The 23752-nt window shown below is 58.2% G+C and carries 21 protein-coding genes and 1 pseudogene; 8 read left to right on the forward strand and 14 right to left on the reverse strand.

The window, feature by feature from the left end; translation table 11 throughout:
* Positions 1-85 precede the first annotated feature (85 nt).
* Positions 86-388 (forward strand): hypothetical protein, encoded by a 303-nt coding sequence (locus tag OYW20_RS15515; protein ID WP_268796837.1) that lies wholly within the window; start codon positions 86-88, stop codon positions 386-388.
* Positions 389-624: 236 nt separating this feature from the next.
* Here OYW20_RS15515 and OYW20_RS15520 read toward each other — a convergent pair whose 3' ends face one another.
* The 3 genes from OYW20_RS15520 to psrA form a co-directional block, all read right to left on the reverse strand.
* Entirely contained in the window at positions 625-1365 is a 741-nt protein-coding gene (locus tag OYW20_RS15520; RefSeq protein ID WP_268796838.1) for an S-methyl-5'-thioinosine phosphorylase, read from the reverse strand.
* A gap of 9 nt (positions 1366-1374) precedes the next feature.
* Positions 1375-2373, reverse strand: a complete 999-nt coding sequence (gene nagZ, locus OYW20_RS15525) for a beta-N-acetylhexosaminidase (protein WP_268801153.1) — start codon at positions 2371-2373, stop codon at positions 1375-1377.
* Between the two features lie 99 nt (positions 2374-2472).
* Positions 2473-3177, reverse strand: a complete 705-nt coding sequence (gene psrA, locus OYW20_RS15530; RefSeq protein WP_268796839.1) for a transcriptional regulator PsrA — start codon at positions 3175-3177, stop codon at positions 2473-2475.
* Positions 3178-3429: 252 nt separating this feature from the next.
* On the opposite strand from psrA, the gene lexA reads away from it, so the two are divergent.
* Together lexA and sulA are read left to right on the forward strand one after the other, a co-directional pair.
* Entirely contained in the window at positions 3430-4038 is a 609-nt protein-coding gene (gene lexA / locus OYW20_RS15535; RefSeq protein WP_268796840.1) for a transcriptional repressor LexA, read from the forward strand.
* Positions 4039-4050: 12 nt separating this feature from the next.
* Positions 4051-4542 carry an SOS-induced cell division inhibitor SulA gene (sulA, locus tag OYW20_RS15540; RefSeq protein WP_268796841.1) on the forward strand — a complete coding sequence of 164 codons (492 nt, stop codon included), beginning with the start codon at positions 4051-4053 and terminating at the stop codon, positions 4540-4542.
* 91 nt (positions 4543-4633) lie between these two features.
* Here the strand turns inward: sulA and OYW20_RS15545 are convergent, their stop codons facing one another.
* The 7 genes from OYW20_RS15545 to OYW20_RS15575 all read right to left on the reverse strand — a co-directional run bounded on the left by OYW20_RS15545 (position 4634) and on the right by OYW20_RS15575 (position 13007).
* Positions 4634-4867: a hypothetical protein gene (locus OYW20_RS15545; protein WP_268796842.1), complete on the reverse strand. Its 234-nt coding sequence runs from the start codon at positions 4865-4867 to the stop codon at positions 4634-4636.
* Positions 4868-4942: 75 nt separating this feature from the next.
* Positions 4943-5464 (reverse strand): DUF6586 family protein, encoded by a 522-nt coding sequence (locus OYW20_RS15550; protein ID WP_268796843.1) that lies wholly within the window; start codon positions 5462-5464, stop codon positions 4943-4945.
* 138 nt (positions 5465-5602) lie between these two features.
* The gene (gene topA / locus OYW20_RS15555; protein WP_268796844.1) at positions 5603-8209 is read right to left on the reverse strand and encodes a type I DNA topoisomerase; all 2607 of its coding nucleotides are present in this window, start codon (positions 8207-8209) and stop codon (positions 5603-5605) included.
* A gap of 110 nt (positions 8210-8319) precedes the next feature.
* The gene (locus OYW20_RS15560) at positions 8320-8556 is read right to left on the reverse strand and encodes a DUF1653 domain-containing protein (RefSeq protein WP_268796845.1); all 237 of its coding nucleotides are present in this window, start codon (positions 8554-8556) and stop codon (positions 8320-8322) included.
* 101 nt (positions 8557-8657) lie between these two features.
* The gene (gene fadA / locus OYW20_RS15565) at positions 8658-9833 is read right to left on the reverse strand and encodes an acetyl-CoA C-acyltransferase FadA (RefSeq protein ID WP_268796846.1); all 1176 of its coding nucleotides are present in this window, start codon (positions 9831-9833) and stop codon (positions 8658-8660) included.
* Between the two features lie 23 nt (positions 9834-9856).
* Entirely contained in the window at positions 9857-12004 is a 2148-nt protein-coding gene (gene fadB, locus OYW20_RS15570; protein WP_268796847.1) for a fatty acid oxidation complex subunit alpha FadB, read from the reverse strand.
* A 565-nt stretch (positions 12005-12569) separates the two neighbouring features.
* Positions 12570-13007 (reverse strand): hypothetical protein, encoded by a 438-nt coding sequence (locus tag OYW20_RS15575; protein WP_268796848.1) that lies wholly within the window; start codon positions 13005-13007, stop codon positions 12570-12572.
* A gap of 110 nt (positions 13008-13117) precedes the next feature.
* On the opposite strand from OYW20_RS15575, the gene OYW20_RS15580 reads away from it, so the two are divergent.
* Positions 13118-13561, forward strand: coding sequence for a universal stress protein (locus OYW20_RS15580; RefSeq protein ID WP_268796849.1), 444 nt, complete (start codon positions 13118-13120; stop codon positions 13559-13561).
* A gap of 100 nt (positions 13562-13661) precedes the next feature.
* Here OYW20_RS15580 and OYW20_RS15585 read toward each other — a convergent pair whose 3' ends face one another.
* Positions 13662-15572, reverse strand: coding sequence for an ATP-binding cassette domain-containing protein (locus tag OYW20_RS15585; RefSeq protein ID WP_268796850.1), 1911 nt, complete (start codon positions 15570-15572; stop codon positions 13662-13664).
* 212 nt (positions 15573-15784) lie between these two features.
* On the opposite strand from OYW20_RS15585, the gene OYW20_RS15590 reads away from it, so the two are divergent.
* A complete protein-coding gene (locus tag OYW20_RS15590) occupies positions 15785-17713 on the forward strand; it encodes a transglycosylase SLT domain-containing protein (protein WP_268796851.1) in 1929 nt (642 codons plus the stop codon).
* Positions 17714-17779: 66 nt separating this feature from the next.
* Here the strand turns inward: OYW20_RS15590 and OYW20_RS15595 are convergent, their stop codons facing one another.
* Together OYW20_RS15595 and OYW20_RS15600 are read right to left on the reverse strand one after the other, a co-directional pair.
* Positions 17780-18589 (reverse strand): MOSC domain-containing protein, encoded by an 810-nt coding sequence (locus OYW20_RS15595; RefSeq protein WP_268796852.1) that lies wholly within the window; start codon positions 18587-18589, stop codon positions 17780-17782.
* Between the two features lie 132 nt (positions 18590-18721).
* Positions 18722-19651, reverse strand: a complete 930-nt coding sequence (locus OYW20_RS15600; protein WP_268796853.1) for a chemotaxis protein CheV — start codon at positions 19649-19651, stop codon at positions 18722-18724.
* 516 nt (positions 19652-20167) lie between these two features.
* On the opposite strand from OYW20_RS15600, the pseudogene OYW20_RS15605 reads away from it, so the two are divergent.
* From OYW20_RS15605 to OYW20_RS15615, 3 genes and pseudogenes are all read left to right on the forward strand, one after another.
* Positions 20168-20542, forward strand: a pseudogene (locus OYW20_RS15605) (hypothetical protein); the annotation flags it as partial.
* 411 nt (positions 20543-20953) lie between these two features.
* Complete coding sequence (locus OYW20_RS15610; protein WP_268801154.1) at positions 20954-21844, forward strand: sensor histidine kinase; 891 nt, start codon at positions 20954-20956, stop codon at positions 21842-21844.
* On the forward strand, positions 21841-22500 hold the full coding sequence (locus tag OYW20_RS15615; protein ID WP_268796854.1) for a response regulator: 660 nt from the start codon (positions 21841-21843) through the stop codon (positions 22498-22500). Before OYW20_RS15610 ends, OYW20_RS15615 begins: the two co-directional genes overlap by 4 nt.
* Here OYW20_RS15615 and yegS read toward each other — a convergent pair.
* On the reverse strand, positions 22484-23401 hold the full coding sequence (yegS, locus tag OYW20_RS15620) for a lipid kinase YegS (RefSeq protein WP_268796855.1): 918 nt from the start codon (positions 23399-23401) through the stop codon (positions 22484-22486). The genes OYW20_RS15615 and yegS overlap by 17 nt on opposite strands.
* Positions 23402-23752: the final 351 nt, after the last annotated feature.

Genomic DNA, 23752 nt, shown 5'->3' on the forward strand with positions numbered 1-23752 from the left:
GAATGACCGTCTGTCGGGATCAAGGGCACCTCTGCACCTCCCAACCAGACCAAAGGGTATCGACGACAACAATGGGATTCACATCATGATCAAGCGCAAACTGACTGCCCTCACCCTCGCCGGCCTTCTTACTGCAGCTGCCGGCTCGGCATTCGCAGGTTCGACAGGTCCAACCAACCCGGTTGACAGCAATGGGCCAAAAAACAGCTCATCAAGCATGGGCCAAAGCACTGACGGCACTACCCGCTCAGACACGTCCTCAACGCCAGGCACCAAAGGCATGGGCAGCAACAACGGTAACGGCAGCACGCCGACCACTGGCGGCGCCAGCAGCGGCACCGACAAATCCACTGGCGGCACTGAAAAGTCGAGCAGTGGCAGCAAGTAAAGCGGTCGGCTCTCTCTGAGCCACCCTGCGGTAACGGGTTAGCGAGGCAGCTTGTCCTTCAGGTGATGCCTCGCCTGCCACTCCCCTCCCAGCGTCACCCATCAAACATCTGAATGCTGTCTAGCGGCGAGTCGTCACGCGCGCTCATGGAAGTTGAATAAGCGCGCCTGTGCCAGCTCTTTGCAGGCTATTACACAGGACGACGTTCGTATCTTCCAAAAGGTTGGCCGGCAGTATCAGGCAGCGCTCAGCACTCGGGCGAGCGTCGCTTTGACCTTACCCATGCCGTGGTGCAGAGCCTGTTCGATTTCAGCCATCGTGATGATCGACACCGACTTGCCCGCTGCGGGGTTCACCACCAGCGCCAGACAGGCATACTCCAGGCCTAACTCACGCGCAAGCGCAGCTTCCGGCATGCCAGTCATTCCGACGATGTCACAGCCGTCCCGCTCCAGGCGCACTATCTCGGCCGCCGTTTCCAAACGCGGGCCTTGGGTGCAGGCATACACACCAGCATCACTGAAAGCACAGGCTTCAGCCCTCAGTGCAGCGATCAAACGCTCGCGCAGCGGCTGACTGTACGGGAAGCTAAAGTCTATGTGTGTGACCTGCTCAAGGTCGTCGTCAAAGAAGGTGTGCTCACGACCGCTGGTGAAGTCCACCAGATCGTGGGGAACGCAGAAATGGCCGGTGCCCATATCAGGATGGATTCCACCGACAGCGTTAACCGCCAGAATCGCTTGGGCACCGGCCTGTTTCAATGCCCACACATTGGCGCGGTAGTTGATCTTGTGCGGGGGAACCCGGTGTGGATGCCCGTGGCGGGCAAGGAACATGACTTCGCGTCCAGCGTATTCACCGACCTGAATGTCCCCGGACGGCGCGCCGTATGGGGTGTTCACTGGCAGCGACTGACGAATCGTGAGCCCTTCAAGTTGCGTCAGGCCGGTGCCGCCGATGATTGCGTAAACAGTCATGTGGTTTCCTCAGTCGATCAGTTGAGCTGCACGGAGTGATTCCAGCGCTGCCAGCCAGCGCGGATGCTGGCGGTACTCAGTGGAAGCCCACGCCTGGCCGCGCATCTTCGCTATCCGTGCAGCAGGTTTGATGTTCAGGCGCTGGGCTGCGCCGAGGGCCAGTTCTGCGGCGCCGCGGTCGTTGCACACCAGGCCCATGTCACAGCCCGCCGAGAGCGCGGCTTCGATACGACTGGCTGCGTCGCCCACCACATGTGCGCCCGCCATGGACAGATCATCGCTGAAGATGACCCCGTCAAAGCCCAGCTCACCCCTGAGAATGTCTTGCAGCCAGCGGCGAGAGAAGCCTGCGGGCTGGGTGTCGACCTGAGGGTAAATAACGTGGGCGGGCATGACTGCGGCGAGCTGCTTGCTCAGACGTGCGAAAGGCACAAGATCATTGGCGCGGATGGTTTCCAGGCTACGCTCGTCGGTCGGGATGGCGACATGGGAGTCCGCCTCCGCCCAGCCATGACCTGGGAAGTGTTTGCCGGTGGCAGCCATGCCCGCAGCATTCATCCCCCGGATGAACGCACCGGCCAACAGGGCTGCGCGCTCGGGATCGCCCTCGAAAGCACGAGTGCCGACCACAGCGCTGCGCTGGTAATCGAGGTCCAGCACTGGGGCAAAGCTGAGGTCGAGGCCGACAGCGAGCACTTCGGTTGCCATGAGCCAGCCACAGTGCTCGGCGAGATTTTCAGCATTGGGATTGTCGGCAATCGCACGCATCGCCGGGAGCCGGACGAAGCCTTGACGCAGACGCTGGACACGACCGCCCTCCTGGTCCACCGCCAGCAGCAGGTCGGGACGAATCGCACGGATGGACGCGCTCAGCTCACGCACCTGACGTGGACTTTCGATATTACGGGCAAAAATGATCAGGCCGCCCACCTCGGGCTGACGCAGAAACTGACGGTCCTCGGCGGTCAGCCAGGTACCGGCGACGTCGACCATCAGGGAGCCTTGCAGGCCAGAACTCATATGAAGATCCTTCAGCAACTCATGCACATGGCGGGCATGGTGCTTGATCGACGGATGCGACGCAAATGCGCTCGCACCCTGTCGCAATCAGACTTTGGCAGGGGCCTGACTTTTTGTGCGCGGCCTGAGTTGCGCACTGATCATTGCGGAGTCGATGACGCCCGTTTCGGCTCGCATGCCGGCCGCCAGAAACGGCACCATGAGGCGCATGACTTGCTCGATGGACGTATTGACGCCGAAGTCGGTCTCGGCAATTGCCCGCAGTGCCTTGATGCCCGACATGCTGAACGCAGCAGCGCCAAGCATGAAATGCACGCGCCAGAACAACTCGATCGGGGGGATTCGGGGGGCGGCTTCGTTTACCAGCAACATATAGCGGCGGAACACTTTGCCGTACATGTCTTCCAGATAACGCCGCAAATGGCCTTGGCTCTGGCTGAATGCCAATCCCAACAGGCGCATGAAGATCGACAGATCATTACCGCTGCGAGGCTGCACGACGAGCGCCTGCTCGACCAGCATCTCAAGCAATTCCTCGAGGGTCGGCTTCTGATCAGGCTTGCCCTGACGACGTTCGAGCTCGCGGTCCAGACTGATGCAGAACGGCCCGAGGAAACGCGAGAAGACTGCTTGAATCAGCGCCTTCTTGGAACCGAAATGGTAGTTAACTGCCGCCAGATTGACTGACGCCTTACTGGTGATGAGCCTGAGCGAGGTTTCAGCAAACCCTTTTTCCGCAAACAACTGCTCTGCAGCATCGAGAATACGTTCAACTGTTTCCGACTGGGCCATGGTTCTCTGCCTGACAAACAACTGTTTGAAACATACGTTTCAGCCTGCTGACTGTCAACCCTGCCGTTCGTTTTCTGTCCGGCCAGTCACGCGGCATTTAATCATATAAACCGGGGTCTGTAGCCGACCCTTTCCCAAGCCGGTCAGCAACGTTTAACCGGGCGCCGTTGCTGGAGTGCAAAAAGGGAGATTGCCAAGATCAGATCACTGTATATAATCCCAGTCACTGTATAAAAAGACAGAGCGAGCCCAATGATCAAACTGACGTCACGCCAAGCCGAAATCCTGGATTTCATCAAACGCTGCCTGGAAGACAACGGCTACCCGCCCACCCGTGCGGAAATCGCTCAGGAACTGGGCTTCAAGTCGCCCAACGCCGCCGAGGAACATCTCAAAGCGCTGGCCCGCAAGGGCGCCATTGAAATGACCCCCGGTGCTTCACGCGGCATTCGAATTCCTGGCTTTGAAGCCAAATCAGAAGAAAGTGGCCTGCCTATCATTGGCCGTGTCGCCGCCGGTGCGCCCATCCTGGCTCAGCAACACATCGAAGAATCCTTGAGCATCAACCCGGCGTTTTTTCACCCGAGCGCCGATTACCTGCTCCGGGTCCATGGAATGAGCATGAAGGATGTCGGGATTCTGGACGGCGACCTGCTTGCAGTGCACACCACTCGAGAAGCACGTAACGGCCAGATCGTCGTCGCGCGCATCGGAGACGAAGTAACCGTCAAGCGGTTCAAGCGTGAAGGCAGCAGGGTTTGGTTGATCGCAGAGAATCCTGACTTCGCTCCCATTGAAGTGAATCTCAAAGATCAGGATCTGGTTATCGAAGGTCTGAGTGTCGGCGTAATTCGCCGCTAAAGGAGAACGTCCATGCAGTTCCCACAGGCACAGCAACAACACGCTCAACTGCCGCTGTTCGAAGCCTTCATGACGCAGCCGCTTGCGCCAATGCTCAAAGCGCCGATCCTTGAAGACAGGGTAGAAGCGCCATGGAGCAGTGAGCCGGAGGCATTCAGTGAATTGTCATTGCGTGGCGCTGCCGGGAACTGCCTGAGCCTTCTTGCTCCGGTCTTGAGAGAGCTCAGTCAGGAGCAAAACGCACGCTGGCTGACACTGATCGCCCCGCCTTCAAGCGTGACACAGGCCTGGCTTCGGGATGCAGGTCTGAATCGGGAACGCATTCTCTTGCTGCAACCGCGTGGCACGCAGACCGCTCTGGAACTCACCCGAGAAGCTTTACGCCTTGGACGGAGCCACACAGTAGTCAGCTGGATCAATCCAATCAACGGGATTGCACGTCAGCAACTGATCAGCGCCGCGAAGATTGGCGATGCACAAAGCTTGAACATTCGCCTGGGTTGAGCGCAGGAGGAAAGCTCGCTGCAAGGCGCGGACTGCTCAGGGATGGGAAGTAGAAGGGATATCTGAAGCCAGCCAACAATGCATCAACGACTCAATGAAGCACTCGCGGGCCATCGTCTTTTTCAAGCTCACCCTCAGCAAGACGACCGGCCATCTGCACGCCCACACTCAGCATCGCCTTGGCGACCTCAACGTGTTGGCCCTGCAGAAAAGCCTTGGCGTCTTCAGAGAAGTTCAGCGTGACCAGAGAACCTTCATCCTCGGCGCGGCGCAACTCGATACGGCCATCAGGCAATTCGACAATTTCCAGAAAAGACGTTGGCATTAAGACTGTTCTCCACGAAAGGCCGGCATTGTACCAGCCTGATGCCTCAGGCCCTAGCCCATCGATCACTCGAGTTCAGCACTCGCTGAGCCCGTCACGGAAGCGGATGGCGAGTCCCTTCAGCTGTTGACGCCAGCTCTCCATCTCTTCGCGACTCAAGTCCGGCTCAGCCTCCTCCTCGCCCCCCACCGCAATGATCAACGGCTGCCTGACGTCGCCTTTGACTTTTTTCGGTGCGCGCGGCGGCTGGAAAAGCGCGTTGTAGGAAGCAAGCAGCTGCGCAAGCCATGTTTCCCGTTGATGGGCGAGTTCGACCAGCTCGGCCATTTCCGGAATAGCGATTGCTTCAAGCACCTGAGGCGTCAACAGGGTTTCCGCGCGAGGCGCACTGGCCTGAGGCAGCCTGTAATAGCCTGCAATCTCGTGACAAAGCCCCAGCAACGCGCCGTACAGATGAAAGACCGCCGACTCACGCTCAGCCTGCTCAAGGCCTTGAGCATTCATGGCACCGCTGGCTTTGGCCTTGGCCATTGCCTCAAGCGCCAGTCCGGCAAAAAAAAGCTTCTGATTGGTACGGGTGTAGAGTTCATGAGCCATGACAGCGGCCTCCGTCATTAACGAGTGGTAACCGGTAAGGACGACATTCCCCATCCAGACAAAAAAATCCCCCGGCGAACCGAGGGACACTTTTAACGCAAACCGCAGACGCCTGCCAGTCAAGTCAGACGCCAATGATCAACGCTTGTCTTCGACCTTCCACACTTTGCCGTCGTAGAAAGCGCGCCAGCCTGTCGGCTTGCCCTCTACCTCAGTCTGAACGTATTGCTCTTTGGACTTGCGGCTGAAACGAATCACAGCCGGGCGGCCATCCGGGTCTTTCTTCGGCGCCTCGCACAGGAAGTGATACTTGGGATCGATTGCGTCCTTGTGCGGCACGATCTCCATGACCAGCGGCGCACGGGTTTCGCGGTTCTTCGGGAATTGGCTGGCCGCCAGGAACAACCCGGAAGCGCCGTCGCGCAGGATATAGGTGTCGTCGACCTTGTCGCATTTCAGCTCAGGCATCTTCACCGGGTCCATCTTAGGCGGCGCAGCTTCACCGCTCTTGAGCAGCTTGCGCGTGTTCTTGCAGTTGGTGCAGCCGAAGAACTTGCCGAACCGGCCCGTCTTGAGCTGCATCTCACCGCCACACTTGTCGCACTCAACGCTCGGGCCTTCATAGCCCTTGATGCGGTAAGTGCCTTCTTCGATCTCGTACCCCACGCAATCGGGGTTATTACCGCAGATGTGCAGCTTGTGTTTCTCATCTAGCAGGTAGGCGTCCATGGCCGTACTGCACACCGGGCAACGATGCTTGCCGCGCAGAACGCGGGATTCAGATTCACCCTCGTCATCTTCTGCAATTTCATCGCCCGGCGTCAGGTTGACGGTGGCTTTGCAGCGTTCTTTAGGTGGCAGGCTGTAGCCCGAGCAACCGAGGAACACACCTGTCGATGCGGTGCGAATCTGCATGGGACGGCCGCAAACCTTGCACGGGATGTCAGTCATCACCGGCTGGTTGGAGCGCATACCGCTGTCAGCCGCTTCTGCAACCTCCAGCTTCTTCTTGAAGTCGCCGTAGAATTCGTCAAGGACGTTTTTCCAGTCACGCCCCCCCTTCGCCACGTCGTCGAGGTTTTCTTCCATGCCGGCGGTGAAGCCGTAGTCCATCAGATTGGAGAAGCTCTCGGAAAGACGCTCGGTGACGATGTCGCCCATTTTTTCCGAGTAGAAGCGGCGGTTATGCAACGCCACATAGCCTCGGTCCTGAATGGTCGAAATGATCGCGGCGTAGGTCGATGGACGGCCGATACCGCGCTTCTCCATTTCCTTCACCAGGCTCGCCTCGGAATAGCGCGCGGGCGGCTTGGTGAAGTGCTGAGTCGGATCAAGCTTGATCAGCTTCATCTTGTCGCCCTGAGCCATGTCAGGCAGGACGTCATCGTCGCCGGGCTTGGTCATTTGCGGCAGGACACGGGTGTAACCGTCGAACTTGAGGATACGGCCCTTGGCGCGCAATTCAAACTCGGCTGCAGACACGCTGACCGTTGTAGACAGGTACTGCGCGGGCGGCATCTGGCAGGCCACGAACTGGCGCCAGATCAACTCATACAAGCGCTCTGCATCACGCTCCATACCCGTCAGTTTGCTTGGGTGCGTGTTCACGTCCGACGGACGAATCGCTTCGTGAGCCTCCTGAGCGCCTTCTTTGCTGCTGTAGACGATCGGCGACTCAGGCAGGTACTTCTTGCCGAATTCCGTCTCGATATACGTGCGAGCCATGGCCACAGCGTCAGTCGACAGGTTGGTCGAGTCGGTACGCATGTAGGTGATGTAGCCGGCCTCATACAAGCGCTGGGCCATCATCATGGTTTTCTTCACGCCGAAGCCAAGACGGTTGCTACCCGCCTGCTGCAACGTGGAAGTGATGAAAGGTGCCGACGGCTTGCTGCTGGTCGGTTTGTCCTCGCGCTTGGCGATGGTGTACGCCGAGGTCTTCAGTTTTTCCAGCGCAGCCATGGCGTGCGCTTCGTTCAGCGGCTTGAAGGCCTCGCCGTTTTCGCGGGCCACTTCAAAGCGCACATTGGCGCCCTTGGCAGTGCCGAGGTCTGCGTGGACTTCCCAGTACTCTTCAGGGTTGAACGCACGGATCTCGCGCTCACGCTCTACCACCAGCTTCACTGCGACCGACTGAACCCGGCCAGCGGAGAGGCCACGGGCAATTTTCTGCCACAGCAACGGCGAGACCATGTAACCCACAACGCGGTCGAGGAACCGACGTGCTTGCTGTGCATTGACACGATCGATGTCCAGCTCACCCGGTCGGGAGAACGCTTCCTGAATGGCTTTTTTAGTGATTTCGTTGAACACGACACGCTTGTAGCGCGAATCGTCACCGCCGATGGCTTCGCGCAGGTGCCAGGCAATGGCTTCCCCCTCGCGGTCCAAGTCCGTTGCGAGATAGATGGTGTCGGCATCTTTGGCCAGACGACGCAGCTCCTCGATCACCTTCTCCTTGCCGGGAAGGATTTCATACTTGGCCTTCCAGCCATGGTCCGGATCGACGCCCATGCGCGCCACCAACTGGCGCTTGGCTTTATCCTTGGGCGAGAGCGCGGGGACTTCGCCTGCAGCAGCCTTGCCACGCTTGGCGGCAGGCTCCTTACTGGCGCTAGCCGAACCGCTGGTGGGCAGGTCTCGGATATGGCCGATACTCGACTTCACCACGTACTGGTTGCCCAAATACTTGTTGATGGTCTTGGCCTTAGCCGGGGATTCCACAATGACCAGCGATTTGCCCATGGATCGGAAAATTCCTGAATGCTAGAAAAAAGACGTTAGAGCCGTCGAGGCCCCGCTATATATAGTGGCTACAAGATGAGGTCAAGCAATGGCTACTGCAAGGGCCAGCCTCAAGACGTTGCAAACCGGTCCGGTTCGGCCTCGACCAGAGCAAAGCGTGGCACCTGCTCGCCGTCAACCTCGACGGACTCCTTGAACATGTTCAAGGGCCTGACCCAGAGCCCGAATTCCCCGTACAGCGCTTGGTAGAACACCACTTCTTCTTCGGTCTCGGAATGCCGCGCAACACCAAAGACACGGTACTCGGGACCTTTATAGTGACGGTAGAGACCCGGTTGCAAACTCATGGTGACTCCTTACGGGCTGCAGCAAAAAAAAATGCCAGAAAGCGTTTCCTGAAAAAAACAAAAGCCGGGGCACCAGGCCCCGGCTTGCAACATCACAGCAATCAGACGCGTTCGAAGACCGTGGTGATGCCCTGCCCCAGGCCAATGCACATGGTCGCAACACCGAGGGTGCCGCCTTTTTGCTTCATGACATTGAGCAAGGTGCCGGAGATACGCGCTCCGGAGCATCCGAAAGGATGACCCAAGGCGATAGCGCCGCCGTGCAGGTTAACCTTCTGGTCCATCTTGTCGAGTACTTTCAAATCTTTCAGCACGGGCAAGGCCTGTGCAGCGAACGCTTCGTTCAGCTCAAAGTAGTCGATATCGCCAATGGCGAGGCCGGCTCGCTTGAGTGCTTTCTGCGTTGCCGGCACCGGTCCGTAGCCCATGATCGCAGGGTCCACGCCCGCCACCGCCATCGAGCGGATAACCGCCAGTGGCTGAATGCCGAGGTCCATGGCACGCTGTCCGGACATGACGATCATGCACGAAGCGCCGTCAGTGATCTGCGACGATGTACCCGCCGTGACCGTACCACCTTTCGGATTGAACGCCGGTTTCAAAGCGGCCAGGCTTTCCAGCGTGGTTTCTGGACGAATGGTCTCGTCGTAATCGAACATCTTCAGGAAACCGTTCTCGTCATACCCTTGCATCGGGATGATTTCGTCCTTGAAGTTGCCTTCAACGGTGGCTTGATGCGCGAGTTTGTGCGAACGGACGGCAAACGCGTCTTGCTGCTCACGGGTCACACCGTGCATTTTGCCCAGCATCTCGGCGGTCAGGCCCATCATGCCGGATGCCTTGGCCGCATACAGCGACATGTGCGGGTTAGGGTCGACACCATGCATCATGCCGACGTGGCCCATGTGCTCGACGCCGCCAATGACAAATACGTCGCCATTGCCCGTCATGATCGCTTGCGCTGCGGTGTGCAGGGCGCTCATGGACGAACCGCAGAGGCGGCTCACGGTTTGCGCAGCAGAAGTGTGCGGGATTTGCGTCATCAGCGACGCCATCCGGGCGATGTTCCAACCCTGCTCCAGGGTCTGGTTGACGCAGCCCCAGATCACATCCTCAACTTCTGCAGGATCGATATTGGCGTTGCGTTCCAGCAATTTGCTGATCAGGTGCGCCGACATGTCTTCAGCGCGGGTGTTGCGGTGCATGCCACCCTTGGAGCGGCCCATCGGGGTGCGACCGAAGTCGACAATCACGACGTCTCTGGGATTCAAGCTCATATTCTCACCTACTCGTTGGGCACTTAACCGAAGAAGCTCTGGCCGTTCTGGGCCATCTCGCGCAGCTTCGCAGTGGGGTGGTACAGCGCGCCCAGATCAGCATATTGGTCAGCCAGGGCCACAAACTGTGCAACACCGACGGAATCGATGTAGCGCAATGCGCCGCCTCGGAACGGAGGGAAACCGATGCCGTAGATCAGGCCCATATCAGCCTCGGCAGCCGTGTCGACAATGCCATCTTCCAGGCAACGCACGGTTTCCAGGCACAACGGGATCATCATCCAGTTGATGATGTCTTCGTCGCTGACCTCACGATGCTCGTAAACGATCGGCTTAAGTACTTCCAGCACGGAAGCATCGACCACTTTCTTCGGCTTGCCCTTTTTGTCGGTCTCGTAAACGTAAAAACCTTTGCCGTTCTTCTGACCGAGACGATTGGCGTCGTACAACGCATCGATTGCGGAGCGACGCTCATCTTTCATACGGTCCGGAAAGCCTTCGGCCATGACATCGCGGCCGTGGTGACCGGTGTCGATGCCGACGACGTCCATCAAGTATGCCGGGCCCATTGGCCAGCCGAACTTCTCCATCACCTTGTCGATGCGCACGAAGTCGACACCGGCACTGATCAGCCTCGCAAAACCGCCGAAGTAAGGAAACAGAACGCGGTTGACCAGGAAGCCCGGGCAGTCGTTGACCACAATCGGGTTCTTGCCCATTTTCTTGGCGTAAGCGACGGTGGTGGCGACAGCGATTTCGCTGGACTTCTCGCCGCGGATCACTTCAACCAGCGGCATCATGTGCACCGGGTTGAAGAAGTGCATGCCGACGAAGTTTTCCGGGCGCTTGAGGGCTTTGGCCAACAGGCTGATGGAAATCGTCGAGGTATTGGAAGCCAGAATGGTGTTTTCACCCACCTGCCCTTCCACTTCCGACAACACGGCCTGCTTGACCTTCGGATTCTCGACGACCGCTTCGACGACCAGGTCGACGTTGCCGAAATCACCGTAGGACAGGGTAGGACGAATCGCATTCAGCGCTTCAGCCATTTTTTCCGGCGTCAGACGACCTTTTTCAACGCGCTTGCCGAGCAGCTTCGACGCCTCGCCAAGCCCCAGTTGAATGGCCTCTTCGCGGATGTCTTTCATCAGGATCGGCGTGCCTTTGACAGCCGACTGATAGGCAATACCGCCGCCCATGATGCCAGCGCCCAGCACGGCCGCCTGCTTCACGTCCTTGGCGACTTCGTCGTAGATCTTGGCTTTCTTTTTCAGTTCCTGATCGTTCAGGAACAGGCCAATCAGGCTTTGAGCAGCGGAGGTTTTCGCCAGTTTGACGAAACCGGCAGCTTCAATTTCCAGCGCCTTTTCTCGACCGAAGTTTGCTGCCTTCTGGATGCTCTTGATCGCTTCAACGGGCGCCGGGTAGTTAGGACCAGCCTGGCCCGCTACAAACCCTTTGGCGGTTTCGAAAGCCATCATTTGCTCGATGGCATTGAGTTTGAGTTTTTCAAGCTTGGGCTGACGCTTGGCGCGGAAGTCGAACTCGCCGGAAATCGCACGCTTGATCAGATCCAGCGCTGCTTCCTGAAGCTTCTCAGGTACGACAACCGCATCGACAGCGCCCACTTTCAGTGCATCTTCAGCACTATTGTCTTTGCCGGAAGCGATCCACTCGACGGCGTTATCGACGCCAATCAGACGTGGCAGACGCACGGTGCCGCCAAAGCCTGGATAGATGCCAAGTTTGACTTCAGGCAGGCCGATCTTGGCGGCAGTCGACATCACGCGGAAGTCAGCGGCGAGACACATTTCCAGCCCGCCACCCAGCGCAATGCCGTTGATCGCAGCAACGGTGGGCACACCCAGGTCTTCGAAATCACTGAAGATGCGGTTGGCCTCAAGGTTGCCAGCGACCAGCTCTGCGTCTGGCAGTTTGAAATTCTCGACGAATTCTGTGATGTCGGCGCCGACGATGAACACGTCTTTGCCACTGGTCACGATTACGCCTTTGATCGACTGATCGGCTTTGATGGTATCAATGGCCTGGCGCAGGTCACTGAGAGTGAGACGGTTGAACTTGTTGACGGACTCACCCTTGAGGTCGAACTTCAGTTCGACGATGCCACTTTCAAGAGCCTTAACCGTGATGGCTTTACCTTCGTAAATCATCAACTGATCTCCATGATATGGAAGCTGAACAATACGTATCGACGCTGAATTCCGGCGAATGACACGGCGACATCGCCGATTCAAAACACCAAACGCAGGCACCCCGTCGAAACGAGTCGAGCGTCTGTCAGAACATTCGTACGGCAAACGCTCAATTCATACGCCCGTTTGATTTGGGTGACACACCTTCGAGCATATTCCAGCAATTGTCAATTGAGCCAACAGCCGACATAACGGGCAAAATCGGGTAGAAGCGGTGCGCTGATAAGTCTGCATTCATCAGGGTGATGAATTTTCAGCCATCGGGGTGAACGCCACATGACGGGAAGCGGAAAATCCCCGAGGGAATGGAAAAAAACACCCTCAGCGCAGACAATTGCACCAATAAGGCCTACATTCACTGAACCGCGCATCAAGACGGTTCATTGGTGGTGCTACAACTCTCGAATTGCCCGGGACGACGCTGCATCGCACCGCGAAGCGCCCAGAATCACGGCCTGCCTGGCCAACCCCAGCCCGATGTTGTTATCGGGCTTTTTAATGCTTGAGATTTGGCCCCCCACGTTCACGCAAGCGCCTTCAACACCTCGGTAATTCGCTGCAATACTTGCGCTTCACCTTTTTCTGCCCAGTAAAGCGCAATAAGTTGCGGCCCCGCCTCCACCTTGTAGACATCCTCAGGCAGTGTCTGAAATTGCGCCATCAGACGAGCGTCTTCACATTGCTCACGCCACTGATTGAGCCATACGCCCGGCGTCGTCTGGAAATACACCCAACTATCGGGTTTGGAGGAGCGGCGTGGACGATGGTACTGAGCGCAGGGACTCGGCGGCTCTTTGGGCAACCAGTGCGGCCATTGCTGGGGCGTCAATTGCATTGCCAGGCCCATGCGCCTGGCTTCCATCCGTAGCGCCATTCTGCCACTCTGCTGCCGCGACGGACGCAGCCAGACCAAAGGACTCAGGACAACGGCCAGGATTGACAGCACTATCCACACCGTCATATTTGTATTCCCGGCTCTACACGGCGGTAGTCGCAAAAAGAATGGCGTGCCATGAGGCGCGCGAAAAGAGCCATAATTACCACCATCGCAAACCTCAGAAGGAACATCCCATGTCCTATACACATATTTTGGTCGCCGTGGACCTCACTGAAGAGTGCGATCCGGTTATCAAACGGGCCATGAGTCTCGCGCTCGCCAGCGGCGCCAAGCTTTCACTGGTTCACATTGTCGAACCCATGGCCATGGCGTTTGGCGGCGATGTCCCAATGGACTTGTCGCAACTGCAACAGCAGCAGTTCGACCAGGCAAAAGAGAAGCTGGAAAAACTGAAACTCAAATACCCTGATGTTAAAACCGGTGACAGCCATCTGACCTACGGCCAGCCACGCCAGGAAATCCATCAGCTCGCCAAAGAGCACCAGGTCGATCTGATCGTGGTCGGCAGTCACGGTCGCCACGGCCTTTCACTATTGCTGGGTTCCACCGCCAACGACGTACTCCACGGCGCACCGTGCGACGTATTGGCTGTTCGACTGGTCAAGCGAGCCGATTGATTCAAGCTGCTGCTTGCGCCACACAATTCAGTTAACAGTCCAAACAAAAAGCCCGAACCCTTGAAGGGGCTCGGGCTTTTTCACATCGGTCGTGACTCGATCAATCGTCCAGCTCAGCCCAACGCTCAAGCAGACCGTCTAACTCGCCCTGCAGGCTTTCCAGCTGAGCGATCACCGCTGTGGTCTGCTCGGCAGGACGCTGGTAGAAGCCAGGCTCGGCCATTTCAGCATTCAGTACAGCCATCTGCGCTTCAACAGCGTCGATCTGGGCTGGCAACGCTTCGAGTTCGCGCTGCAACTTATAGCTGAGCTTTTTCTTGGCGACCGGCATTTCCGCTGCAGCTACAGGCTGAGCCTCAACCACTGCAGTCGCCAGTTCGGACTTGCCCGACTTGCTGTCGGTGACACCCAACAACCGCGGCGAACCGCCTTGGCGCAACCAGTCCTGATAGCCGCCAACGAACTCGCGAACCTTGCCCTCGCCTTCGAACACGAGGGTGCTGGTCACGACGTTGTCGAGGAATGCCCGGTCGTGGCTGACCATCAGCACCGTGCCCTTGAAGGTCAACAGAACCTCTTCAAGCAGCTCGAGGGTTTCGACGTCCAGATCGTTGGTCGGCTCATCGAGTACCAGCAGGTTGGCCGGTTTGCTGAACAGTTTTGCCAACAGCAACCTGGCGCGCTCACCACCTGACAAGGCTTTAACCGGCGTACGGGCGCGCTGTGGGCTGAACAGGAAGTCGCCCAGGTAACTCAAAACGTGGCGGCTCTGGCCATCGATATCGATGAAATCACGACCTTCTGCTACGTTGTCGATAACGGTCTTTTCCAGATCCAACTGATGGCGCAACTGATCGAAGTAAGCGACATCCAGACGCGTACCCACTTCAACCGTGCCACTGGTGGGCTGAAGATTGTCGAGCATCAACTTGAGCAGAGTGGTCTTGCCAGTGCCGTTTGCGCCCAGCAGACCAATGCGATCTTCGCGCTGCAGGACCATCGAGAAGTCCTTGATCAACATCGGGCCACCCGGGTGGGCGAAGCTGACGTTGTCGAGCACCATCACCTGTTTGCCGGACTTGTCGGCGGTATCCAGCTGAATGTTGGCCTTACCGGTACGCTCGCGGCGCTCACTGCGCTCTACACGCAGTTCTTTCAAGGCGCGCACACGACCTTCGTTGCGGGTGCGTCGCGCTTTGATGCCCTGGCGGATCCAGACTTCTTCCTGAGCCAGACGCTTGTCGAACAGTGCGTTGGCGGTTTCTTCGGCGGCCAGCGCAGCTTCCTTGTGGACCAGGAAGCTGGCGTAGTCGCCGTTCCAGTCAATCAGGCCGCCACGATCCAGCTCAAGAATGCGCGTGGCGAGGTTCTGCAGGAAGGAACGGTCGTGCGTGATGAACAGAACGGCGCCCTGGAAATCTTTCAGCGCCTCTTCGAGCCAGGCAATCGCACCGATGTCCAGGTGGTTAGTCGGCTCGTCGAGCAGCAGCAGATCCGGCTCCGAGACCAGCGCCTGTGCCAGCAGTACCCGGCGACGCCAGCCACCGGAGAGTTCGGCGAGGGTTTTGTCGGCGGGCAACTGCAGACGGCTGAGGGTGCTGTCTACCAATTGCTGCAAGCGCCAGCCATCACGGGCCTCGAGGTCTTGCTGAACGTGCATCAGCTTGTCCAGATCCTCGGCGGTGACGATGTTCTGACTCAGGTGATGGTACTCGGCGAGCAAGGCGCCCACACCGTCCAGGCCTTCAGCGACCACATCGAAAACGGTACGGTCGTCGGCTACCGGCAACTCTTGCGGCAGCTCGCCGATTTTCAGGCCCGGGGCGCGCCAGACGCTGCCGTCATCGGGCTTTTGCACGCCTTTGACCAGCTTCAACATGCTGGACTTGCCAGTGCCGTTGCGACCAATGATGCAGACCCGCTCACCACGGGCGATCTGCCACGACACCTTGTCCAACAACGGCATGGAGCCGAACGCAAGGGACACATCGCTGAATTTGAGCAGGGTCATGAGCTTCTCCAAAAACCGGGCGCGCATTCTACCTGAGATACCCGGTGCATGTCGGCATTGGATGACGGATGTGCAGTCCCTCATCCAAATAATTTCTTTTTATACACACAGATTGTTTCCATCCGTGACCGTCGAACCCGGAAGGCTTCAACCAGCGCTGGCAAACCGCTAAGCTAGCGGCACTTTTCACGATTCATCTGCACGGAAGTCTCATGCGCAGTCGTTTCTTTAGTCTTTTGTCCTGCCTGCTTCTGTCGGCGACCGCCGCCCAGTCTGTCCAAGCGGTCGACCTCTCCCAACAACGCCAATACTACGATGAAGCCAAGCGTGCGCTGGCCAAGGGCGACTCTGGCCCTTATCGGATGTACGGCGCGGCGCTGGCCGATTATCCGCTCGAACCCTACCTTGCATACGATGAACTGACCGCCCGCCTGAATAGCGCCAGCGATCAGGAGATCGAAAAGTTCTTTGCCGACCACGGCGACCTTCCCCAGGCCAACTACATGAAGTTGCGCTGGCTGCGACAACTTGCAGCGCGGGGCGACTGGCAACCGTTTGTCGAGTATTACGATCCCAAGCTTAATTTCGTCGAGCTGGACTGCCTGTATGGTCAATACCAGTTAGGCCACAACTTGAAAGCAGAAGGTTACGCCAACGCCGAGAAGCTCTGGATGACCGGCAAGACCCTGCCCGCTGCGTGTGATGCGTTCTTTGCCCAGTGGGCCGCCGAGGGCCAGCTCACCGAGCAGAAACGTTGGCAGCGCGCCAAGCTGGCGGCGCAAACCCGCAATTACGCGCTGGCCAACCAATTGGTCAACAGCCTGAACTCCCTCGCCCCCCAAGGCCGCTTGCTGATTGCCGTCGCGCAAAAGCCGGAAATGATCAACAACCAGGCCCAGTTCGTTCCTGCCGACGAGGCAATGTCGGACGTCGTCGGCCTGGGCCTGCGCCGCCTGGCTAAGCAGGATCCCCAGCGCGCACTCGAACTGCTTGACGCCTACGCACCGGCGCTGCGCTTTTCCCACGAAGAACAAGTGCAGATCGCCAAGGAAATCGGCCTCACCCTCGCGCGCAGCTACGATGGCCGCGCCCTGGAGGTGATGACCAAGTACGACCCGGATCTGCGCGACGACACGGTGACCGAATGGCGCCTGCGCCTGCTGCTGCGCCTGGCCCGCTGGAATGACGCTTACGAACTGACGCGTCGCCTGCCGCAATCGCTGGCCACCACCAATCGCTGGCGCTACTGGCAGGCGCGTTCACTGGAGCTGTCGCAGCCCAACAGCCCTCTTCTGCCTGCGCTCTACAAGAATGTAGCCAAGGAGCGCGACTTTTATGGCTTCCTGGCAGCGGATCGCACTCAGACCTCTTACCAGTTGAACAACAAACCCCTGATGCTCAGTCAGGCCACCATCAACAAAGTACGCAATACGCCGGGCGTGCGTCGTGCGCTTGAGTTTTACGAGCGCGGCCAGATCGTTGACGGGCGTCGCGAGTGGTACCACGTTACCCGCCGCTTTACCCGTGACGAGATGGTTGCGCAGGCGAAACTGGCGTACGACATGAAGTGGTACTTCCCGGCTATCCGCACGATCAGTCAGGCGCAGTACTGGGATGATCTGGACATTCGCTTCCCGATGGCACACCGCGACACGCTGGTTCGGGAAGCGCAGGTGCGCGGCCTGCATTCAAGCTGGGTGTTCGCGATCACCCGCCAGGAAAGCGCGTTCATGGACGACGCACGCTCCGGTGTCGGCGCCAGTGGCCTGATGCAACTGATGCCGGCCACTGCCAAAGAGACCGCTCGCAAGTTCAGCATCCCGCTGACCTCACCCGCGCAGGTGCTGGATCCGGACAAGAATATTCAGCTTGGGGCGGCTTATCTGAGCCAGGTTCACAGCCAGTTCAACGGCAACCGCGTGCTGGCTTCAGCGGCCTATAACGCGGGCCCAGGTCGTGTACGGCAATGGCTGAGAGGGGCGAACCACCTGGCGTTCGACGTGTGGGTTGAAAGCATTCCGTTCGATGAAACCCGCCAGTACGTACAAAACGTACTGTCTTACGCAGTCATCTATGGACAGAAGCTGAATGCACCGCAGCCGCTGGTGGATTGGCATGAGCGGTTTTTTGACGATTTATAAGGGGTTCGGGAGGCGCTGACGAGACCGTCTGCGCCTCTCGCCATCTGGCTGCGCCTGCGTAAACCCTTACTCCAGAACCTCAACCGGCATGCCAACTTCGAGTACGCCGGGGCCGTCGCTGACCATGTTCTGCCCAAACCAGATCTGCCCGTCCCATTCCCGGTAGGTCTTGAGAGTGGTCAGGGGTTCACGATCTTCGGTGCGTTCACCGGTCGCAGGATCGATAGTGGTCAGAATGCAGCGCGAGCAGCCCTTGAGCAGACGGAATTCCATTTCACCGATGCGGATGCGTTTCCAGCCATCCTCGGCGAACGCTTCACTGCCTTCCACCACCAGATTGGGCCGGAAGCGCAGCATTTCCTGCTCCCGGCCAATCTTGCCAGACAAATCATCAAGCGACGCCTGACCGATCAGCAACAGCGGGAAGCCGTCAGCGAAACTCACCCGGTCATTTACATCGCCATAACCACTGGGCAGCCAACGTGCCCGTTCGCTGGGCATGTACACCAAGCGCGTGGGTCTGCCCACAAAATCACTGACCCATCGCGCCGCTTCATCACCGGCATCCGGCACCCTGAACGTATCGCGCCACACCGTGATGCCGCGCAGGTTCGATTCCACGTCTTCCGGGACCCGCACATCAATGGGCGCATTACCTGGCGCCGACAGCGTAACGCCGCCCGCCTCCTTCCACAGCACCGACAACTGTGACATCTGCGGCAGCACACGCTGAGTAAAAAACCGTCCATTGGTCTCGTCCACCAACATCCAGCGTCGGTCACCGGTCAGGCCCAACTCATCGAACTGCGCGCGTTGCAGCGGCTCGGCCTTGCAGGACTTGAGGGGGTAACGATACAACGCGCTGAGGTGCGGCATGAACGCTTCCTTGGGTGATCTGATGATGGCGGAAAAAGCGTTACTTTATACGAGCCGATCCGCGTCTACAGCCTCGCGGACACAAAAAAGCCCTCGCAACCCATTACAGGTCACGAAGGCTGGAAACGCTTATTACGATTGATCGAGCATCAAGCGCTCACGGACCACGTCAACCAGTTTGTCCGGCTGGAACTTGGACAGGAAGTTATCGCAGCCGACCTTCTTGACCATCGACTCGTTGAAACTGCCTGACAACGAGGTGTGCAGCACCACGTACAGGCCGCGCAGCCTCGGGTCGTTACGAATTTCGGTGGTCAACCGGTAGCCATCCATTTCCGGCATCTCGGCATCGGTGAAGATCATCAGCAGCTTGTCAGTCATCACCTCTCCGCTGTCAGCCCAGCCCTTGAGCATGTTCAGCGCTTTAAGGCCATCGCGGGCGACGTGCATTTTAACGCCCAGCTGACCCAGCGTTTCGCGTAATTGCGCCAACGCCACGTTGGAGTCGTCGACCAGCAGGACTTCGCGCCCCCGGGCGCGTTCCAGCACCGGATCTTCAAGTTTTTCACGGGAGACCTTGGCGCTGTAGGGCACGATTTCAGCGAGGACTTTTTCCACGTCGATAATCTCAACCAGTTGGTCATCGACTTTACTGATAGCGGTCAGGTAATGCTGGCGCCCCGCACTGGTCGGTGGTGGCAGAATCGCTTCCCAGTTCATGTTGACGATGCGGTCCACACCGCCCACCAGGAATGCCTGAACCGAGCGGTTGTACTCAGTGACGATGATTGTGCTCGACGGGCTTGGCACCAACGGCCGCATGCCGATCGCCTGAGACAGGTCAATAACCGGCAGCGTCTGTCCACGAAGGTTGACCACCCCGCAGACATAGGGATGGCGCTGGGGCATCAAGGTGAGCTTGGGCAGCTGGAGTACTTCCTGAACCTTAAACACGTTGATTGCGAACAACTGTCGGCCGGCCAGGCGAAACATGAGAATTTCCAGGCGGTTCTCACCCACCAGCTGAGTGCGTTGATCTACTGTGTCGAGAATGCCAGCCATCTGTTGCTCCTGGAGCAAGGGTCATATTTGATTTCGCTAAAACGCTATCGGCTGACGGCGATCAGACCTTAATCAGAATGTGCCTGCCCGACGAAATGACATCCTATTAATATCATTCCTCTCCCGCCATCATTCCACCAATGAAACAGCTTTCGTTCATGCAAGCGCAGTGAAGACCGTAGGGGTATTCCTTAGCCACAGTCAGGGCAAACCTGATATTCGTTATCGCCGGGAGCTATTACTGTGACGGCATTCTCATTGAGTGAACGGAATCGTTTCAGTGATCGCGTACGTCGAGCCACCCGCCCGCCTTGTCCCTGCAGCGACAAGTGACCTTCAGCAAAGCGGTTCGACGCGATCACGCAGGTCCCCAATCAACGACTGCGTCACATCCGACGCAGCCCGACCGGAACAATCGGAAACGGCCTACAGACTTGCCTTTACTCTCGCGCTTACCGTGATGCCACTTGCCACACGCGACCTACGATCGCCATCCATGAACAGTGGAGATTACACATGCTGAACAGCAATGAGTGGCATCAGCTGCACGGTGAGTTTCTCAGCGACGCCCAGGTATTGCTGAAACGCTCGGAAGAGTGCCTGGCTCATCTGGAGCTGATAAGCGATGACAAAGATGCCATTGGATGCCTGCTCGAAACACTGCATAAAATAGCTGGAGAAGCAGACAAGGCAGGCGTGACGCCAGTTGGCAATTTTGCCCGTCAGTTGCGGTATTTGCTGTATTTCGCTCACGCCGCAGCGCGCATCCAGCCAAAGACACTGCTTTGTCTTAAAAGCTGCTTCACGCTACTGGCCTGGCAGATCGAGCTGATCGACCCGTACACGGGCCAGTTGTTACTCGATGAACAAGAGCAGCAAGAATTGCTCGAACACTTCAGTTGCTGCGCCGGGATCGGCGGACTTGAGCCAAGCCCTGTACATCCAGTGAGATGGACGCGGCAAGGCTCCTTGCATTCCACTGCCGACGGGCACTGCGCCCATGATCCAGTCCTTCATAACAACTCACTTTGATATCAACGCGCCCGCACGACAACCCTGTCTGGCGGGATGCGCCTGCCAGAGCGCCATGGCGGTACTGAAACGAAAACAGCCCATACAGACCGTTCAGAGACAGCAATTAAACCGCTGGCCATTTGAGGTAAGATCGGTGTCGACCATCTGGACGCCCCCTCTTCGCACGCAAGCAAAGAGAACCGCTGATACAGGGCTGACTGCCGCAAAGTGACCCGACATACCGTTGTCCGGCTTATCCGCAACAACCATTTGATGGCTTCATCTCTTATGCACGCCAGCTACAAGATCTTCAAATTATGGCCGCCAAGTACCAAAAATGCCTGGCGACTGACCGCGGTGCTGTGCGTGGGAGCTGCGGCGTGCAATCTGGCGCTGCACTTCATGTGTAGTGCGCTGCCCATCAGCTTGCTGGTACTCAATCTCACGGCGTTTCTGAGCGTCTGGTACGCCCAGGCGCGCCTGGGAAGGTCCATTCAGTTTCAGCCTCAGGAGCTTGCGGACCACATGCTTCAGGTTCAGGAAACGGAACGCCACCGACTGAGTCGCGAGCTGCACGATGACATCGGTCAAATGCTCACCGCCGCGAAATTGCAAAGCGACTGGCTGCAAAGGCGTTTGCCGACAGAACTGCAACCTCATTGGGCGGTGCTCAACAACACGCTGGATGAAACCCTCGCCAAGGTGCGCGACGTCTCGGCCATTCTCAACCCGCGCCAATTGGCGAGTCTGGGGCTTGAGGCCAGCTTGCGTGCCCACCTGCTGCGCACGCTCACCGACACCCAAGTGCTGTGGAGCCTGGAGTGCCAGCAAAGGCTGACCGGAATTCCGGAAGAAGTGGCGGTGGCTGCGTTCCGGATCACCCAGGAGGCCGTCACTAACGTATTGCGTCATGCCCGAGCGAGTAACCTGATCGTGCGGATACAACGGCGCGCCGACGGGCTGGCGCTCAGCATCACTGACGACGGAATCGGCTTTACTCCAGCCGTCAATCCTGGCGAACAAGGCCAACGCGGCATGGCCGGCATGGGCGAACGCGCGGCACTGATGGGTGGCACCTTCAACATCGAAAGCGCGCCGGGCACTGGCACCCATATCCAGGCCGTATTCCCTTGGGCGCCTCGCGCACAAAAACGTGCCGCCACAAGTAGTGCCTCATGACGTGCACGCTACTGTTGATCGACGACCACTCACTGATCAGGGCTGGAGTCCGTGCGCTGGTGGCGGACATTCCGGGCTATACCGTCGTGGGTGAAGGCGCCGATGGCGAGCAATTGCTGGAGCTGACGCTCACGCTGCGGCCGGACATCATCCTCCTCGACATCTCGATGAAACGCAGCAACGGGCTTGATGCTCTGGAGACACTGAAAAAGACATTGCCCGACAGCAAAGTACTGATTCTGTCGATGCACACCGAGCCCCACTTGATCATGCGGGCGCTTGAGGCTGGTGCGCATGGCTATCTACTCAAGGATGCAACGGCGACAGAGATCGAACAGGCGCTAGACGCACTGCGCAGCGGCGAGCGTTACTTGAGCCCGGCAATCGCCCATACCGTGATCAACCAGGCACTCGTGGGGAGCAAATCAGCCAAGGCCGACGTTCACGACAACCACGCGCTGACGGCGCGCCAACTGGAAATCCTGCGGCTGATCGTGCGCGGGAAGTCCACCCGGGAAATCGCCACCGGCCTGAGCCTGAGCATCAAGACTGTCGAGACCCACCGTTCGCAGATCATGAAGCGCCTGCAGATCTACGACGTGGCGGGCCTTGTTCTGTTTTGCGTACGCGAGCAGATCATCAGTCTGGACGATTAAGCCGCGCGGACCGGCCCAGCAACGGGGAATGCGATGGCAGGTGAACGTGCAGTGCGGCTGGCCGGATCTCGAAACGAAGGTTCTCGCCTTTCAGCGGCTCGCCGTCCAGATTGATATCCAGCCCTTGGGTCGACTTGAGCTCGACCCAAGGCAAGCGGGCCCTGACGAACATGTTCTCAACCCCCAGCCCGCCCTCAAGCAGACTCCTGAGCGTGCCGATCACTTCCTGAGGCGCTGGCAGGATGCTGACGTCGAGCATGCCGTCGTCGGCCAGTGCTGTCGGACACAGAGGGTGACCCCCCCCTGCTTGACGCCCATTGCCAATACCCAGTGCGAGCATTTCGCCCTGCCAGTGGAAATCGGGGCCAGTGATCTCACCGTAAGCCGCGCTCAGCTCGCTGAAACGCGACAAGCCGGTAAAGAGGTACGCCGCGCCGCCCAGGACTTTCTTCAGGTCTTCGGAGGTATTGGCGGTGACCTGGCTGCCGAAGCCGCCCGTGGCCATGTTCAGGAACATCTGCCCATCGACCTCGCCCATGTCCACCGCGTAAGCGGGTACATCCAGCAGGTCCAGCGCTTTCTCGACTTCCAGCGGCACTTCGGCCGAACGCGCGAAGTCATTGGCAGTGCCCAGCGGCAAGATGGTCAGCCGGGCGTCGGTGTCGGCTTGCGCCAGCGCCTCGGCGATATCACGCAACGTACCATCGCCACCGCCGGCGATAATCTCGCGGTGTCCATCAGCAAGGGCTTCATTGACCAGGCGCTGCGCGTCGCCCGCTTCCCACGTCAGCCGGACGTCCAGGCTCCAGCCTCGTTGGCGTTTTTTCTCCACCGCATTGCGCACATCCTCGTTGAGCGCCTGCTTGCCGTGGAGAATCAAAATTGCTCTGCGCTCTGTCATTTCTGTCTCTCTGTGATCGTGCGGGTCTTTGCGAGATATGTTGACCACGGCCCCGGAAAAAAAAGCCGCCGCCGCTCAGCAAATTTTTCTCGGCGGTCAGTCTTTGGTTGCATAATGCCATCAAATCGACGAACGGCACTGAGCGGACGGGGAAATTCAGAGTCAGACCTTGGGCTGCGCTAAAACCCGCAGCCCAGCTGCGTCTTTTGCTATCGATATACCTCGATGTGTTTCATAAAAGTTACGCTTTTTCATATCCGAGTCGATCATTTCCAGCATTTACTCGGGTAAAAGGCGACGAGTAATGTAAGAAAAATGATTATTTTCAGCGCCAAGGGCATTGAATTAATC

It is taken from the genome of Pseudomonas sp. BSw22131 (assembly GCF_026810445.1).
Classification (GTDB): Bacteria; Pseudomonadota; Gammaproteobacteria; order Pseudomonadales; family Pseudomonadaceae; genus Aquipseudomonas; species Aquipseudomonas huanghezhanensis.